At 65.1% G+C, this 14,796-nt stretch carries 14 protein-coding genes; 2 read left to right on the plus strand and 12 right to left on the minus strand.

Translation table 11 applies throughout. The features are described from left to right. Positions 1–327: 327 nt before the first annotated feature. The 12 genes from CBM2588_RS11910 to CBM2588_RS11965 form a co-directional block, all read right to left on the minus strand. Positions 328–1,029, minus strand: a complete 702-nt coding sequence (locus CBM2588_RS11910) for an ABC transporter ATP-binding protein (protein WP_018005201.1) — start codon at positions 1,027–1,029, stop codon at positions 328–330. Then, positions 1,029–1,802: a high-affinity branched-chain amino acid ABC transporter ATP-binding protein LivG gene (livG, locus tag CBM2588_RS11915; protein ID WP_115681471.1), complete on the minus strand. Its 774-nt coding sequence runs from the start codon at positions 1,800–1,802 to the stop codon at positions 1,029–1,031. The genes CBM2588_RS11910 and livG overlap by 1 nt, the downstream gene beginning before the upstream one ends. A gap of 23 nt (positions 1,803–1,825) precedes the next feature. Continuing rightward, on the minus strand, positions 1,826–3,088 hold the full coding sequence (locus tag CBM2588_RS11920; protein ID WP_115680681.1) for a high-affinity branched-chain amino acid ABC transporter permease LivM: 1,263 nt from the start codon (positions 3,086–3,088) through the stop codon (positions 1,826–1,828). A gap of 35 nt (positions 3,089–3,123) precedes the next feature. Then, on the minus strand, positions 3,124–4,050 hold the full coding sequence (livH, locus tag CBM2588_RS11925) for a high-affinity branched-chain amino acid ABC transporter permease LivH (protein WP_012353367.1): 927 nt from the start codon (positions 4,048–4,050) through the stop codon (positions 3,124–3,126). A 253-nt stretch (positions 4,051–4,303) separates the two neighbouring features. Continuing rightward, entirely contained in the window at positions 4,304–5,419 is a 1,116-nt protein-coding gene (locus tag CBM2588_RS11930) for a branched-chain amino acid ABC transporter substrate-binding protein (protein WP_115680682.1), read from the minus strand. A 533-nt stretch (positions 5,420–5,952) separates the two neighbouring features. After that, positions 5,953–7,254 (minus strand): citrate synthase, encoded by a 1,302-nt coding sequence (gene gltA / locus CBM2588_RS11935; protein ID WP_018005206.1) that lies wholly within the window; start codon positions 7,252–7,254, stop codon positions 5,953–5,955. A gap of 43 nt (positions 7,255–7,297) precedes the next feature. Further along, on the minus strand, positions 7,298–7,585 hold the full coding sequence (locus CBM2588_RS11940; protein WP_115680683.1) for a succinate dehydrogenase assembly factor 2: 288 nt from the start codon (positions 7,583–7,585) through the stop codon (positions 7,298–7,300). A 78-nt stretch (positions 7,586–7,663) separates the two neighbouring features. Continuing rightward, the gene (locus CBM2588_RS11945) at positions 7,664–8,365 is read right to left on the minus strand and encodes a succinate dehydrogenase iron-sulfur subunit (protein WP_010814619.1); all 702 of its coding nucleotides are present in this window, start codon (positions 8,363–8,365) and stop codon (positions 7,664–7,666) included. A gap of 34 nt (positions 8,366–8,399) precedes the next feature. Beyond that, positions 8,400–10,178, minus strand: coding sequence for a succinate dehydrogenase flavoprotein subunit (sdhA, locus tag CBM2588_RS11950; RefSeq protein ID WP_111517512.1), 1,779 nt, complete (start codon positions 10,176–10,178; stop codon positions 8,400–8,402). Positions 10,179–10,181: 3 nt separating this feature from the next. Further along, a complete protein-coding gene (sdhD, locus tag CBM2588_RS11955; RefSeq protein ID WP_012353372.1) occupies positions 10,182–10,547 on the minus strand; it encodes a succinate dehydrogenase, hydrophobic membrane anchor protein in 366 nt (121 codons plus the stop codon). An 11-nt stretch (positions 10,548–10,558) separates the two neighbouring features. Further along, a complete protein-coding gene (gene sdhC, locus CBM2588_RS11960) occupies positions 10,559–10,969 on the minus strand; it encodes a succinate dehydrogenase, cytochrome b556 subunit (RefSeq protein WP_062802218.1) in 411 nt (136 codons plus the stop codon). Positions 10,970–11,247: 278 nt separating this feature from the next. Then, entirely contained in the window at positions 11,248–12,147 is a 900-nt protein-coding gene (locus CBM2588_RS11965) for a GntR family transcriptional regulator (RefSeq protein ID WP_115680684.1), read from the minus strand. A 411-nt stretch (positions 12,148–12,558) separates the two neighbouring features. Between CBM2588_RS11965 and CBM2588_RS11970 the strand changes: the two genes are divergently transcribed. Both CBM2588_RS11970 and CBM2588_RS11975 read left to right on the plus strand, forming a co-directional pair. Further along, positions 12,559–13,542: a malate dehydrogenase gene (locus tag CBM2588_RS11970; protein WP_012353375.1), complete on the plus strand. Its 984-nt coding sequence runs from the start codon at positions 12,559–12,561 to the stop codon at positions 13,540–13,542. Between the two features lie 127 nt (positions 13,543–13,669). Continuing rightward, positions 13,670–14,650 carry an HpcH/HpaI aldolase/citrate lyase family protein gene (locus CBM2588_RS11975; RefSeq protein ID WP_115680685.1) on the plus strand — a complete coding sequence of 327 codons (981 nt, stop codon included), beginning with the start codon at positions 13,670–13,672 and terminating at the stop codon, positions 14,648–14,650. The last annotated feature ends 146 nt before the right edge of the window (positions 14,651–14,796 follow it).

The following is a 14,796-nucleotide window of genomic DNA, read 5'->3' on the forward strand; positions in this document are numbered from 1 at the left end:
TCCCTTGCAGGAGAGGTCCGCGGTAACCGCAGTAGTTTGCAGGGGGTTTTTGTTCGCCTCGGTCGCGGTGCCGTATACGGGGGTCGATAGCGACCATCGCGAGGATCGCGCCGGAAGCCGCCTGAAGCGAGCGTTATTTCAAGCGTTGCCGCAATGCTTGACTTGGCAATCGATTATGCCACAGGGGGGTATGGGGATCAGCGCGCTGCCCGGCCGGGACGGCGCGTGGAATGTAATGTGATTGGCGAAAGGGGGCTTTCGCGGATGGCGAAAACGCCGGTGGCGCAGGTAAGCGGCCGCCGCGGCAGGCGCGGCGGCCGGCCGGCCTCAGCCGCCGAGGTAGGCGGCCTTGATCCGGTCGTTGGCGAGCAGGTTGGCGCCGGTATCGGCCAGCACCACCTTGCCGGTCTCCAGCACATAGCCCCGGTCCGCCACCTGCAGCGCCTTGTTGGCGTTCTGCTCGACCAGGAACACGGTGACGCCCTCGTCACGAATGGTGCGGATGATGTCGAAGATCTGCGCGATGATCAGCGGCGCCAGGCCGAGCGTGGGCTCGTCCAGCAGCAGCAGGCGCGGCCGGCTCATCAGCGCGCGGCCGATCGCCAGCATCTGCTGCTCGCCGCCCGACATGGTGCCGGCGCGCTGGCCGGCGCGCTGGTTCAGGCGCGGGAACAGCTTGAACACATGCTCGATGCCCGCCTCGATCTCGTCGCGCCTGGCGAAGAAGGCGCCCATCTTCAGGTTTTCCAGCACCGTCAGGCTGGGGAACACGCGCCGCCCCTCGGGCGAGATCGCCATGCCCAGGCGCATGATCTCGTGGGTCGAGCGATGGGTGATGTCCTGCCCTTCGAACAGCACGCGCCCGCTCGAGGCGCGCGGGGTGCCGCACACGGTCATCATCAGCGTCGTCTTGCCGGCGCCGTTGCTGCCGATCAGGGTGACGATCTCCCCCTTGTTGACTTCGATCGATACGCCCGACAGCGCCTCGACGGCGCCGTAGTGGGTATGGACCTGTTCCAGCTTCAGCATCAGTCCTCTCCCAGGTAGGCCTTGATCACGCGCGGGTCGTTGCGCACTTCCTCGGGCTTGCCGATCACGATGGGCTTGCCGTGCTCCATCACCAGGATGCGGTCGGACACGCCCATCACCAGGCTCATGTCGTGCTCGATCAGCAGCACGGCAATGCCGAACTCGCGCCGCAGCTGGTCGATCAGCTGCTGCAGCTCGATCTTCTCCTGCGGGTTCAGGCCGGCGGCGGGCTCGTCCAGCATCAGCAGGCGCGGCCGGGTGATCATGCAGCGCGCGATCTCGAGCCGGCGCTGGTGGCCGTAGGACAGCGTGCCCGCCTCGCGGTTGGCGACGCCGGTCAGGCCCATGCGCTCCAGCCATTGCGCGGCGCGCTGCAGCGCCTCGCGCTCGGCGCGGCGGTAGGCCGGGGTCGCAAACAGGCCGCGCAGGATGCCGGACTGCACCTGCAGGTGTTGCGCCACCATCAGGTTCTCGACCACGGTCAGGTTCTTGAACAGGCGGATGTTCTGGAACGTGCGCACCAGGCCCTTGCGCGCCACCATGTGGCTCGGCAGGCCGGCAATGGCATGGCCGTCGAGCGTCACGTTGCCCGCGGTCGGCTTGTAGAAGCCGCCGACGCAGTTGAACACCGTGGTCTTGCCGGCGCCGTTGGGGCCGATGATGGCGAAGACCTCATCCTTGCGCACATCGAAATCGATGCCGTCGACGGCCAGCAGGCCGCCAAAGCGCATCTGCAGGCCCGACACCGTGAGCAGTTCTGCCGTTGTATTCATCGGCGCATTCATCATCGGCGCATTCATCGGGGAAGCTCCACGTGCGGGCGGCTCGCGGGCAACAGGCCCTGCGGACGCCACATCATCATCAGCACCATCACCAGGCCGAAGATCAGCATGCGATATTCGGCGAAGCCGCGCGCCACCTCGGGCAGCACGGTCAGCAGGATCGCCGCCAGGATCACGCCCAGTTGCGAGCCCATGCCGCCCAGCACCACCACGGCCAGCACCAGCGCCGATTCGATGAAGGTGAACGATTCCGGGTTGACCAGGCCCTGGCGCGCGGCGAAGAACGCGCCGCCCAGGCCGGCGAAGGATGCCCCCAGCGTGAACGCCGACAGCTTGATGCGGGTCGGGTTCAGGCCCAGCGAGCGGCACGCGATCTCGTCCTCGCGCAGCGCCTCCCAGGCGCGGCCCATCGGCATGCGGATCAGGCGGCTGGTGACGAACAGCGTGAAGCCGACCAGCAGCAGCGCGATCAGGTAAAGGAAGATCACCATGTGCTGGCTGGCGTAGTCCAGTCCGATCAGCTCGTGGAAGGTGCGCGCGCCCTCGACGCTGGCGCTGCGCGCCATCTCGATGCCGAACACGCTGGGCTTGGGGATGCCCGAGACGCCGTCCGGGCCGCCGGTCAGGCTGGTCAGGTTGTTCAGCAGCAGGCGGATGATCTCGCCGAAGCCGAGCGTGACGATGGCCAGGTAGTCGCCGCGCAGGCGCAGCACCGGGAAGCCGAGCAGGAAACCGAAGCCCGCCGACATGGCCGCCGCGATCGGCAGGCATTCCCAGAAGGTCAGGCCGAAATACTGGTTCAGCAGTGCGTAGGTGTAGCCGCCCACCGCATAGAAGCCGACATAGCCCAGGTCGAGCAGGCCGGCATAGCCCACCACGATATTCAGGCCCAGGCCCAGGATCACGTAGATCAGCGCCAGCGTGGCCACGTCGACCGCGCCGCGCGAGCCGAAGAACGGCCACACCAGCCCCACCGCCAGAAGCACCCACACCGCCACGCGCTGCCGCTGCGCGCCCAGCTGCGGCAGCGCCGGCAGGCGCACCGCGCTGCCGGCGCGCGACAGCATCGGCTTGAACAACTGGAACAGGAACACCGCCGCCACGGCCAGCCACACCGGCCGCCAGTGCGGTTCCAGCACCACCTTGTAGCCTTCCAGCTTGAGCTGCAGGCCCAGGATGGGGATGGTCAGGATGGCGGTCATCACGGCCGCCGTGATCGCGTTCTTCAGCGACTGGCCCGGCGTGGCGCCGCGCGCGGCGGCCTTGGCCGCCGGCATCGCAGATACGTTATTGGTCATGGTTTCGCCCCCCCTCAGACCTTTTCGACATCAGGCTTGCCCAGCAGCCCGGTCGGACGGAACAGCAGCACCAGCACCAGCAGGCTGAATGCGACCACGTCCTTGTATTCGGCCGGCATGTAGCCCGAGGCGAAGGTTTCCGCCAGGCCCAGCAGCACGCCGCCGAGCATCGCGCCCGGGATGCTGCCGATGCCGCCCAGCACCGCCGCGGTAAAGGCCTTGATGCCGGCAATGAAGCCGATGAAGGGATTGAGCTTGCCGATGGTCAGCCCGATCAGCACGCCGCCCACCGCCGCCAGCATCGCGCCCAGCACGAAGGTGAACGAGATCACCTTGTTGGTGTCGATGCCCAGCAGGTTGGCCATGCGCATGTCCTCGGCGCAGGCGCGGCAGGCGCGGCCCATGCGCGAGCGGCCGATGAACAGCGTCAGCGCCACCATCAGCGCCAGCGTCACGCCGACGATCAGCAGGCGCGAGTACGGCACCGTCACGGTGAAGTCGCCGCCCATCTGGAACTCGATGGCGCCCGAGATCAGCACCGGCACCGAGACATCGCGCGCGCCCTGCCCGATCTGGACATAGTTCTGCAGGAAGATCGACATGCCGATGGCCGAGATCAGCGGCACCAGCCGCGGCCCGCCGCGCAAGGGGCGGTATGCCACCCGCTCGACCGCATAGCCGTAGACGCCGGTCACCATCACCGACACCAGCAAGGCGGCGCCGAGCACCAGCGGCAGGGGGTAGCCTGCCTGGGCGCCGATGGCGGTGAGCGTGACCAGGCCGACATAGGCACCGATCATGTAAATCTCGCCGTGCGCGAAATTGATCATGCCGATGATGCCGTAGACCATTGTGTAGCCGATGGCGATCAGCGCATAGATCGCACCCAGCGTCAGGCCATTGACCAGCTGCTGGGTGAACTGTGGAAGGAATTCATTCATTGGGGGAAAACCTCGAAGCCGTGGAGCTGGCCTCAGCAGGAATGCGCCAAAACCATTCGAACTTGCCAAAGCAAGGTGTTCTCCCTCTCCCCTCAGGGGAGAGGGTTGGGGAGAGGGGTGGGCTAGCAAGGAACCACATCAAGCGGGGCCAACGGTTTGAACCCCGGGCCTCAGCCTTTGACACTCCTGCCCTCTCCCCCTGCCCCTCTCCCGCAAGCGGGAGAGGGGAGCACCCCGTCGGGATACGAATGCCTCAGTTCGCCGCCGTCTTGCTGGCGTCCTTGTGCCAGGTGTAGACCACGAACTTGAAGGACTTCAGGTCGCCCTTGGCGTCGTACTCGACCTTGCCGATCGGGGTGGTGAAGGCGTTCTTGTGCATGTACGCCGCGACCTTGGTGGGATCGGTGCTCTTGGCGCCGGCGATGGCGTCGCCGATGATCTTGACGGCGGCATAGGCCGGCATCTGGAACGGGCCGTTGGCGTCACGCTTCTTGTCGGCAAAGGCCTTGACCAGGCCGGCGTTGGCCGGATCGGCCGAGAAGTCGGCCGGCAGCGTCACCAGCATGCCTTCCGACGACGGGCCGGCGATCGCGGTCACGTCCTTGTTGCCCACGCCCTCGGGGCCCATGAAGGCGGCCTTCACGCCCTGCTCGCGCGCCTGGCGCAGCAGCAGGCCCATTTCCGGGTGGTAGCCGCCGAAGTAGACGAAGTCCACGCCCTGCGACTTGAGCTTGGTGATCACGGCCGAGTAGTCCGAGTCGCCGGCGTTGATGCCTTCGAACACGGCCACCGGGATCTTGGCGGCTTCCAGGTCCTTCTTCACCGAGCTGGCGATGCCCTGGCCGTACGACTGCTTGTCGTGCAGCACCGCGACCTTCTTGGGCTTGATCTTGCCGATGATGTACTGGGCGGCGGCCGGGCCCTGCTGGTCGTCGCGGCCGATGGTGCGGAAGATGAAGTTGCGCTTCTTGGTCTCGGTCAGCTGCGGCGCGGTGGCCGACGGCGTCACCATCACGATGCCTTCGTTCTCGTAGATGTCCGAGGCCGGGATGGTCGAGCCCGAGCACACGTGGCCGATCACGTACTTGATGTTCTGGCTGACGATCTTGTTGGCCACGGCCACGGCCTGCTTCGGCTCGCAGGCGTCGTCCATCAGCACCACCTCGAACTTGTTGCCGCCGGCGCCGCCGGCTGCGTTGATCTGTTCGACCGCGGTCAGCGCACCGGCCTTGACCATGTCGCCATACTGCGCCACCGAGCCGCTCATCGGGCCGGCAATGGCGATTTTCACGGTTTCGGCGTTGGCGGCGGCGCCGAAGGTAGCCAGCATGGCAGCCAGCGAGATGGTGGAAAGGCGGGACAGCGTCATCAGGAGCTCCTCGATTTATGTTTGGGTCATCCGGGCAGAAACGGTATGACCTGCGCAATCGAACAACACCCGCGGACGACTGGGATCGGGACTTGCGACAAGCGCGGCCCGAGACGCGGAAGTCGGGCCTGCAAGGAAGAGACAGCGTATGCGGGGCCCGGCAAGTGTCAGTCCCGCTGAGGTATGGGGACCAAGGTTCGGAAAGACAACGTTTGATGCGTTCTCTATTGCGCAAGCGATTCGCCTGCCCCGCTTGCCGCACCGCATGCCGGAAGGGTGGCCCGGCTGCCGTCGGCAAAGCAGCCCGCATTATAGGGTCAAATTTCCTGCCGCACGCGACTATCGCACAATTTATGCGGAACGGATTTGGGAAAACGCGACACAATCATCCACAAATTGCGCTCCTGACCATTCAGGGTGCAATTTCCTGCCCTTCTCCGCGCCGCGCTGCACAACCGCGTCGGGCCCACAAAGACAAACGCCCCGGCGGGCCGGGGCGTCTGGAATTGCTGCAGTGCGCAGCGGCGGGCCGCTTAGCGCTTGGCCACGTCCGGCACGTCGCGGGTGGCGGCGCCAACGAACAGCTGGCGCGGACGGCCGATCTTGTATTCCGGATCGGTGATCATCTCTTCCCACTGCGAGATCCAGCCCGGGGTGCGGGCCAGCGCGAAGATGCAGGTGAACAGCGAGGTCGGGATGCCCAGCGCGCGCTGCACGATGCCCGAGTAGAAGTCGACGTTCGGGTACAGCTTGCGGCTGACGAAGTACTCGTCTTCCAGCGCGATCTTTTCCAGTTCCATGGCCAGCTTGAACAGCGGGTCGTTGTGCAGGCCCAGTTCGTTCAGCACTTCATGGCAGGTTTCGCGCATCAGCTTGGCGCGCGGATCGTAGTTCTTGTACACGCGGTGGCCGAAGCCCATCAGGCGCACGCCCGAGTTCTTGTCCTTGACCTGCTTGATGAACTCGGGGATGTTGTCGACGCTGCCGATTTCTTCCAGCATCTTCAGCGCGGCCTCGTTGGCGCCGCCGTGGGCCGGGCCCCACAGGCAGGCCACGCCGGCGGCGATGGCGGCGAACGGGTTGGTGCCCGACGAACCGGCCAGGCGCACGGTCGAGGTCGAGGCGTTCTGCTCGTGGTCGGCGTGCAGGATGAAGATGCGGTCCAGCGCGCGCTCCAGCACCGGGTTCACGGTGTACGGGGCGCACGGCGTGGCGAACAGCATGCGCAGGAAGTTGCCCGAGTAGGACAGGTCGTTCTGCGGATAGATGTAGGGCTGGCCGATGTTGTACTTGTACGCCATGGCGACCATGGTCGGCATCTTGGCGATCAGGCGGATGGCCGAGATCTCGCGCTGGTGCGGATCGTCGATATCCATGGCGTCGTGGTAGAACGCGCTCATGGCACCCACCAGGCCGGTCAGCACGGCCATCGGATGGGCATCGCGGCGGAAGCCGCGCATGAAGAACTGCAGCTGCTCGTGAACCATGGTGTGGTTCATCACGTGGCCGACGAATTCTTCCTTCTGCTTGGCGTTGGGCAGCTCGCCCTTCAGCAGCAGGTAGCAGGTCTCGAGGTGGTCGCACTTCTGCGCCAGCTGCTCGATCGGGTAGCCGCGGTACAGCAGCTCGCCCTTGTCGCCGTCGATATAGGTGATCTTGGAATTGCACGAAGCCGTCGACATGAAACCGGGGTCGTAGGTGAACTTACCGGTTTGTCCGTACAGCTTGCGAATGTCGATCACGTCCGGGCCAACCGTACCCTTGTAGATCGGCAGCTCAACGCTGGGGGAACCATCGGAGAACGATAGCGTGGCTTTCACATCGGACGGCGTCATGTCGGATCCTTCAAATGCTGTGAATAATAATGTTGACCAAAACTCAGACCGTACGCAGCAGGCCAATGACTCGCTGCATCGGGGGCGTGTCGAGCTCACCGTCCAGTTCCTTGCGCGCAAGGAGCAGGTCCATCAACTCGTTGTCGCTGAGTTCGAACAGCTGGCTCAGCGCAGCCACATCCTCGTCGGACAGGCTCTCCTCGTAACGGTTGAAGAAACGTTCGACGATGATGTCGTTCTCCAGGAGGCCGCGGCGGGCACGCCAGCGCAAGCGGGCGCGCTTGTGCGGATCGGCCTGATGGGAGAAGGTGGTGGCAGGACTCTCGGTCATGGCTTCCTACTTTCGGCGCGCCCGCCAGATATAGCCGCTCTGGCTGACGCGCCGCTTACTACTTAGACAGCCGCGGAATCACACCGCGCGGCGGACCATCAGCTCCTTGATCTTGCCGATGGCCTTGGTCGGGTTCAGACCCTTCGGGCACACGTCGACGCAGTTCATGATGCTGTGGCAGCGGAACAGGCGGTACGGGTCGTTCAGGTTGTCCAGGCGCTCATTGGTGGCCTGGTCGCGGCTGTCCGCGATAAAGCGGTAAGCCTGCAGCAGGCCGGCGGGGCCGACGAACTTGTCCGGGTTCCACCAGAACGACGGGCACGAGGTCGAGCAGCTGGCGCAGAGAATGCACTCGTACAGGCCGTCCAGCTCGTCACGCTCTTCCGGCGACTGCAGGCGCTCTTTCTCGGGCGGCGGCTCGTCGTTGATCAGGAACGGCTTGATCGAGTTGTACTGCTTGAAGAAGTTCGTCATGTCGACGATCAGGTCGCGCACCACCGGCAGGCCGGGCAGCGGACGCAGCACGATGCGGTCCGGCAGCTCGCGCATGTTGGTCAGGCAGGCCAGGCCGTTCTTGCCGTTGATGTTCATCGCGTCCGAGCCGCACACGCCTTCGCGGCACGAACGGCGGAACGAGATGGTCTCGTCCAGCTTCTTCAGCTTCACCAGCGCGTCCAGCAGCATGCGCTCGTGGCCGTCCAGCTCGACCTCGTAGGTCTGCATGCGCGGCGCCGCGTCCTTGTCCGGATCGTAGCGGTAGACTTCGAAAATACGCTTCATTTCTGTGGGTCCTGTTGTCTCTACGATGCGGTGCTCAGAAGGTACGGGCCTTCGGCGGCACGCTTTCCACCGTCAGCGGTTCCATCTTCACCGGCTTGTAGTCGAGGCGGTTGCCTTCGCTGTAGAACAGCGTGTGCTTGAGCCAGTTCTGGTCGTCGCGGTTGGGGAAGTCGCTGTGCGCATGGGCACCGCGCGATTCCTTGCGGGCCGCCGCCGAGATCATGGTGGCCTTGGCCACTTCCACCAGGTTGGCCACTTCCAGGGCTTCCACCAGCGCGGTGTTGAAGACCTTGGACTTGTCCTTCAGGTGGATGTTGGCGGCACGCTCGGTGACTTCCAGGATGCGCTCGACGCCTTCGTCCATCAGCTTCTGGGTACGGAACACGCCGGCATGCGACTGCATGTTCTTGCGGATGTCGTTGGCGACGTCCTGCGTGTACTCGCCCGACGACGAGGCCTGCAGCTTGGCCAGGCGCGACAGCGCGAGGTCGGCGGCATCGGCCGGCAGCGGCTTGTGTTCCTTCTGCTTCAGGTTCTGCGCAATGATGTGGTTGCCCGCGGCGCGGCCGAACACCACCAGGTCGAGCAGCGAGTTGGTGCCCAGGCGGTTGGCGCCGTGCACCGACACGCACGAGCATTCGCCGATCGCGTAGAAACCGTTCAGGACTTCGTTCGGGTTGCCGTTCTTCGGCACCACGACCTGGCCGTGGTAGTTGGTCGGGATGCCGCCCATCTGGTAGTGGATGGTCGGGACCACCGGGATCGGTTCCTTGATCGCGTCGACGTTGGCGAACTTCAGGCCGATCTCGCGGATCGACGGCAGGCGCTTCATGATGGTCTCGGCACCGACGTGGGTCAGGTCGAGCAGCACGTAGTCGCCGTTCGGGCCGCAGCCGCGGCCTTCCTTGATTTCCTGGTCCATCGAGCGCGAGACGAAGTCGCGCGGCGCCAGGTCCTTCAGCGTCGGCGCATAGCGCTCCATGAAGCGCTCGCCGTCCTTGTTGCGCAGGATACCGCCTTCGCCGCGCACGCCTTCGGTGATCAGCACGCCCGCGCCGGCCACGCCGGTCGGGTGGAACTGCCAGAACTCCATGTCTTCCAGCGGCACGCCAGCGCGCGCTGCCATGCCCAGGCCGTCACCGGTGTTGATGAAGGCGTTGGTGGAAGCGGCGTAGATGCGGCCGGCACCGCCGGTCGCGAACAGCGTGGTCTTGGCCTCGAGGATGTAGACCTCGCCGGTTTCCATTTCCAGCGCGGTCACGCCCAGCACGTCGCCGTCCTGGTCGCGGATCAGGTCCAGCGCCATCCATTCGACGAAGAAGTGGGTCTTGGCGCGCACGTTGCGCTGGTACAGCGTGTGCAGCAGCGCATGGCCGGTACGGTCGGCCGCGGCGCAGGCGCGCTGCACCGGCTTCTCGCCGTAGTTGGCGGTGTGGCCGCCGAACGGACGCTGGTAGATGGTGCCGTCGGGGTTGCGGTCGAACGGCATGCCGAAGTGCTCGAGCTCGTACACGACCTTCGGCGCTTCACGGCACATGAACTCGATCGCGTCCTGGTCACCCAGCCAGTCCGAGCCCTTGATGGTGTCGTAGAAGTGATAGTGCCAGTTGTCCTCGCTCATGTTGCCCAGCGAGGCACCGATGCCGCCCTGCGCCGCCACGGTGTGCGAGCGGGTCGGGAACACCTTGGACAGCACGGCCACGTTCAGGCCGGCTTCCGCGAGCTGGAGGGATGCGCGCATCCCGGCGCCGCCAGCACCGACGATGACCACGTCAAAGCGGCGACGCGGCAATCCAGTCTTGACTGCGACCATTTATTACACCCTCCAGAGAATCTGAGCAGCGTAGCCCGCGCAACCGACGAGCCACAGAATCGTAAGAACTTGCAGCACGAGGCGCACCGCCATCGGCTTGACATAGTCCATCCAGATATCGCGCACGCCGATCCAGGCGTGATACAGCAGCGACAGGATGGTCAGGAACGTGATGATCTTCATCCACTGGTTGGCGAAGAGCCCTGCCCACGCTTCATACGAAGCGCCGTTCGACAGCAGGAAGGCAATCGCCAGGATCACGGTGAAGACCACCATGACCACGGCGGTGACGCGTTGCGCGAGCCAGTCTTTCAGACCGTAGTGCGCACCGACGACAAGACGCTTGGGACCGATATTGTTATTTGCCACCTTGATTCTCCTCAGAACAGGCCGAACAGCTTCAGGCCGAAAATCAGGGTAAGCAGCAGGCTCACAACCAGCACGCTGACGGCAGACTTGGCCGAGGCGGGCTTGGAGACACCAACGTGCACGTCCAGCAGCAGGAAGCGGATCCCGGCGCAGAAGTGATGCAGATAACCCCAGATCAGGGCCAGCACAACCAGCTTGACAAAGCCGCCGGACAGAAGGGCCGAGAACTTTGCGAAGCTCAGTTCGGAGGTGATGCTCTGCTCAAACAGATACAGGACGAAGGGAAGGAGGAGGAACATCAGTGCACCGCTCACGCGATGCAGGATGGATACCTTGCCGGCCCAGGGCAACCGGTATTTCGCGATCTGCGAAATACCGATATTCCGGAACTCCGGCCTGGCTTGTTTGACGGCTTCAGCCATGCGAGACCCCATTAGCGGTAAACAAAGAAACGAAACTGCCATTGCCTGCATGCAACGGGATGCATTAGGGCAAATCCATGAGATTTTAGCGCCTTTGTTGCGCGCTGCACCAATAATTTTCTGCTATCACGGCCCGACAAGCGCCGCCCGACAATCGCACACTCCGCACATCCGGCGCGCCACTTCCCGCGACAAACAGCGCGTCGCGCAACAGCCGGCAATCCCATGGCCACACCCACCATAATCGGCGCGCACGCCCCTGGCGCGACGCCGCCATTTCAGCTCAGGTCGTTCTGGTAATAGTGCCGGGTGGTGACGTAGAGCCCACGGCGCACTTCCACGGGGCGGTCGCCATAGGTGTAGGAGACGCGCTCGACCGATAGCAGCGGCGCGCCCACCGGCACCGACAGCAGCTCGGCGGCGGTCTCGTCGGCGGGCACGGCGCGGATCTTTTCCGAGGCGCGGATCATGCGCGTACCGAATTCGGCCTCGAACAATGCATACATGGGCCCTTTCCACTCGGTCAGCTTTTCCGCGGTCAGGCCCTTGAAGTTGGCGCCGAGCAGCCAGATTTCGTCCAGCACGGTCGACTCGCCGGAGAACGTCAGCACGCGGCGGATCTGCACCACGCTGTCGCCGGTGCGGATGTCGAGCAGCCGTGCGATTTCGGCGGGGGCGCGCAGGCGCTTGCATTCGAGCACGCGACTGGCGCCATAATGGGGTTCGCCCTCGTCCGGAACGAGGCGCAGGAAACGGAACTTGACCACGTCTTCATGGTGCGTGGTCACGAAGGTGCCCTTGCCCTGGCGGCGCGCCACCAGGTTTTCGGCGGCGAGTTCGTCGATGGCCTTGCGCACCGTGCCCTGGCTGACCTTGTAGCGTGACGCCAGCTCCATCTCGCTGGGAATCATCTCGCCCGGCTTCCATTCGCCGGATTGCAGGCTGCGCGTGATCAGCGCCTTGATCTGCTGGTATAGCGGGCTGAACGTGGGCGATGGCACTGACTGCAGACCAGGAGCGGGACCGGAAGCGGAACCAGTTGGGGCGGCCTGCGGCGCGGCGGCCGGCGCGGGCGCCGGCGGCGAAAGCGGCTGCGTCCCGGCGCCAGGCGTGGCGGCGCCAGTTTCCTGCGCGCCGGGGGCGGCTGCGCCGGTCAGGGACGTAGGCAGGGAGGACATAGCGCGATTTCACCACAAAAGGGCGCGCAACGTCCAGCCTTACGTTAATTGTCTTATGTCTTATATAAGACATATGAATTGACAGACAGAGAGCCCACGCCTACACTCGCGCTGGTCCACGCCCGCGATGGCCCTCCCCCACGGCTCGCCGGCTGCCGCCCATGGCGCAAATGTACCGCGCCGGCGGCGGTCCGGTCTGGAAATGGCGCCTCGCTTCGCAGTAGACTAACGCCTTGTTGCATCACCATGACCCGTTGTGGCTCTCCCCCACCGGCCCCGCCACCTGGCTCCGGCGGACGGCCGCTCCCCGCTGTGGCGACAACCAGCACCCGGTGACACACCGCGCGCCTCTGCATGGCGCCGGCGCGCTGCCGACCGGCATTCCCCCTTCTATCGTTTGGAGATTTACTCATGGCTAAAGCCCCAATGCGCGTCGCAGTGACCGGCGCCGCTGGCCAGATCGGCTACTCCCTGCTGTTCCGCATCGCCAACGGCGACATGCTGGGCAAAGACCAGCCGGTCATCCTCCAACTGCTCGACCTGCCGCAAGCCCAGCAAGCCGTCAAGGGCGTGGTGATGGAACTGGAAGACTGCGCGTTCCCGCTGCTGGCCGGCGTGGTCATCACCGATGACCCCAAGGTTGCCTTCAAGGACGCCGACGTGGCCCTGCTGGTGGGCGCCCGTCCGCGCAGCAAGGGCATGGAGCGCAAGGACCTGCTCGAAGCCAACGCCCAGATCTTCACCGTGCAGGGCAAGGCGCTGGACGAAGTCGCCAGCCGCAATGTCAAGGTGCTGGTGGTCGGCAACCCGGCCAACACCAACGCCTACATCGCCATGAAGTCGGCCCCGAACCTGCCGCGCGAGAACTTCACCGCGATGCTGCGCCTGGACCACAACCGCGCGCTGTCGCAGATCGCCGCCAAGACCGGCAAGCCGGTGTCGTCGATCGAGAAGCTGTTCGTGTGGGGCAACCACAGCCCGACCATGTACGCCGACTACCGCTACGCCACCGTCGACGGCCAGAGCGTCAAGGACCTGATCAACGACCCGGTGTGGAACAACGACGTGTTCCTGCCGACCGTCGGCAAGCGCGGCGCCGCCATCATCGAGGCGCGTGGCCTGTCGTCGGCCGCCTCGGCCGCCAATGCCGCGATCGACCACGTGCGCGACTGGGTGCTGGGCAGCAACGGCAAGGTCGTCACCATGGGCATTCCGTCCAACGGTGAATACGGCATCCCGGCCGACACCATGTTCGGCTACCCGGTGACCACCGCCAACGGCAAGTACGAAATCGTCAAGGGTCTGGAGATCGATGCCTACAGCCAGGAAAAGATCAACATCACCCTGAAGGAACTGGAAGAAGAAAAGGCCGGCGTGCAGCATCTGCTGGGCTGATCTTCCCAAGCTCTGACAAGGACCGGGGTTCCGCAACGATTCAAGAATCGGCGCGGACCCCGGTTTTTTCATAGGCAGCGGCCGTGCGGCCCTGCCCTGTCCGCCAACTTCAACTTTCTGAATCCACGTGCATCCTTCCGAGGTCTTGTTCCAGGGCGAAGCCATCCCGGTCCAGTTGCCGGTGTGTGACCATTACGCGGGCAGCGAAAAGCTGATGCGCAAGTCGCTGGCCCTGCAACAAGAGCTTGGCCCCGTCTTCGACATCACCTTCGACTGCGAGGACGGCGCCGCCGTGGGCCACGAGCGCGAGCACGCCGAGTTGTGCGCGCAGCTGGTCAACGGTCCGCTCAATGCCCACAACCGCGTGGGCGTGCGCATCCACGACCCGGCCCACCCCAGCTGGCGCCAGGACGTCGACGTGCTGGTGCGCGCCGCCGGGGCGCGGCTGGCCTATGTGGTGGTGCCCAAGGTCACCGACGTGGTCGAGGTCGCGCGCGTGACCGACCATGTCAACCAGGTCGCGCGCAGTGCCGGCATTGCCCGCCATATCCCGATCCATGTGCTGATCGAAACCCATGCCGCGCTGGAGCAGGCCTTCGATATCGCCGCGCTGGTGCAGGTGGAATGCCTGAGCTTCGGGCTGATGGACTTTGTCTCGGCCCACCATGGCGCGATTCCCGGCGAGGCGATGCGCTCGCCGCAGCAGTTCGAGCACCCGCTGGTGCGCCGCGCCATGCTGGAAATCTCCGCCGCCTGCCACCGCCACGGCAAGGTGCCGTCGCACAACGTCAGCACCGACGTGCAGGAGCCGCAGCGCGCCGGCGATGATGCACTGCGCGCGCGCTGCGAATTCGGCTACCTGCGCAAGTGGAGCATCCATCCGGGCCAGATCGCCCCGATCGTGGCGGCATTCCGCCCCGGCGCGGAAGAGATCGGCGCGGCCAGCCAGATCCTGTTGTCCGCGCACGAGAACAACTGGGCGCCGATCCGCCATGAAGGGCAGCTGCACGACCGCGCCAGCTACCGCTACTACTGGTCGCTGCTGCAGCGCGCGCAGGCCACCGGCACGCCGCTGCCGGCGAATGTGGAAGCGCTGTTCTTCGGCTGAAGCCGGTTCCCGGACCCATCCACCCATCCCATCATCATCCGCAGTGCCCAAGGAGACACGGATGCCTGCCTCGAAGCTTGCCGCAACCGACCCCACGCTCGACCTCGCACCCGACTCCGGAGCCAGCGTGCCGGCCGCGCCGCGGG

Source organism: Cupriavidus taiwanensis (genome assembly GCF_900250075.1).
Taxonomy (GTDB): domain Bacteria; phylum Pseudomonadota; class Gammaproteobacteria; order Burkholderiales; family Burkholderiaceae; genus Cupriavidus; species Cupriavidus taiwanensis_C.

Excerpts from the sequence above, each read along its gene's own strand:
- CBM2588_RS11910 (WP_018005201.1), bottom strand. The coding sequence starts at position 1,029 with ATGCTGAAGCTGGAACAGGTCCATACCCACTACGGCGCCGTCGAGGCG.
- livG (WP_115681471.1), bottom strand. The coding sequence starts at position 1,802 with ATGAATACAACGGCAGAACTGCTCACGGTGTCGGGCCTGCAGATGCGC.
- CBM2588_RS11920 (WP_115680681.1), bottom strand. The coding sequence starts at position 3,088 with ATGCCGGCGGCCAAGGCCGCCGCGCGCGGCGCCACGCCGGGCCAGTCG.
- livH (WP_012353367.1), bottom strand. The coding sequence starts at position 4,050 with ATGAATGAATTCCTTCCACAGTTCACCCAGCAGCTGGTCAATGGCCTG.
- CBM2588_RS11930 (WP_115680682.1), bottom strand. The coding sequence starts at position 5,419 with ATGACGCTGTCCCGCCTTTCCACCATCTCGCTGGCTGCCATGCTGGCT.
- gltA (WP_018005206.1), bottom strand. The coding sequence starts at position 7,254 with ATGACGCCGTCCGATGTGAAAGCCACGCTATCGTTCTCCGATGGTTCC.
- CBM2588_RS11940 (WP_115680683.1), bottom strand. The coding sequence starts at position 7,585 with ATGACCGAGAGTCCTGCCACCACCTTCTCCCATCAGGCCGATCCGCAC.
- CBM2588_RS11945 (WP_010814619.1), bottom strand. The coding sequence starts at position 8,365 with ATGAAGCGTATTTTCGAAGTCTACCGCTACGATCCGGACAAGGACGCG.
- sdhA (WP_111517512.1), bottom strand. The coding sequence starts at position 10,178 with ATGGTCGCAGTCAAGACTGGATTGCCGCGTCGCCGCTTTGACGTGGTC.
- sdhC (WP_062802218.1), bottom strand. The coding sequence starts at position 10,969 with ATGGCTGAAGCCGTCAAACAAGCCAGGCCGGAGTTCCGGAATATCGGT.
- CBM2588_RS11965 (WP_115680684.1), bottom strand. The coding sequence starts at position 12,147 with ATGTCCTCCCTGCCTACGTCCCTGACCGGCGCAGCCGCCCCCGGCGCG.
- CBM2588_RS11970 (WP_012353375.1), top strand. The coding sequence starts at position 12,559 with ATGGCTAAAGCCCCAATGCGCGTCGCAGTGACCGGCGCCGCTGGCCAG.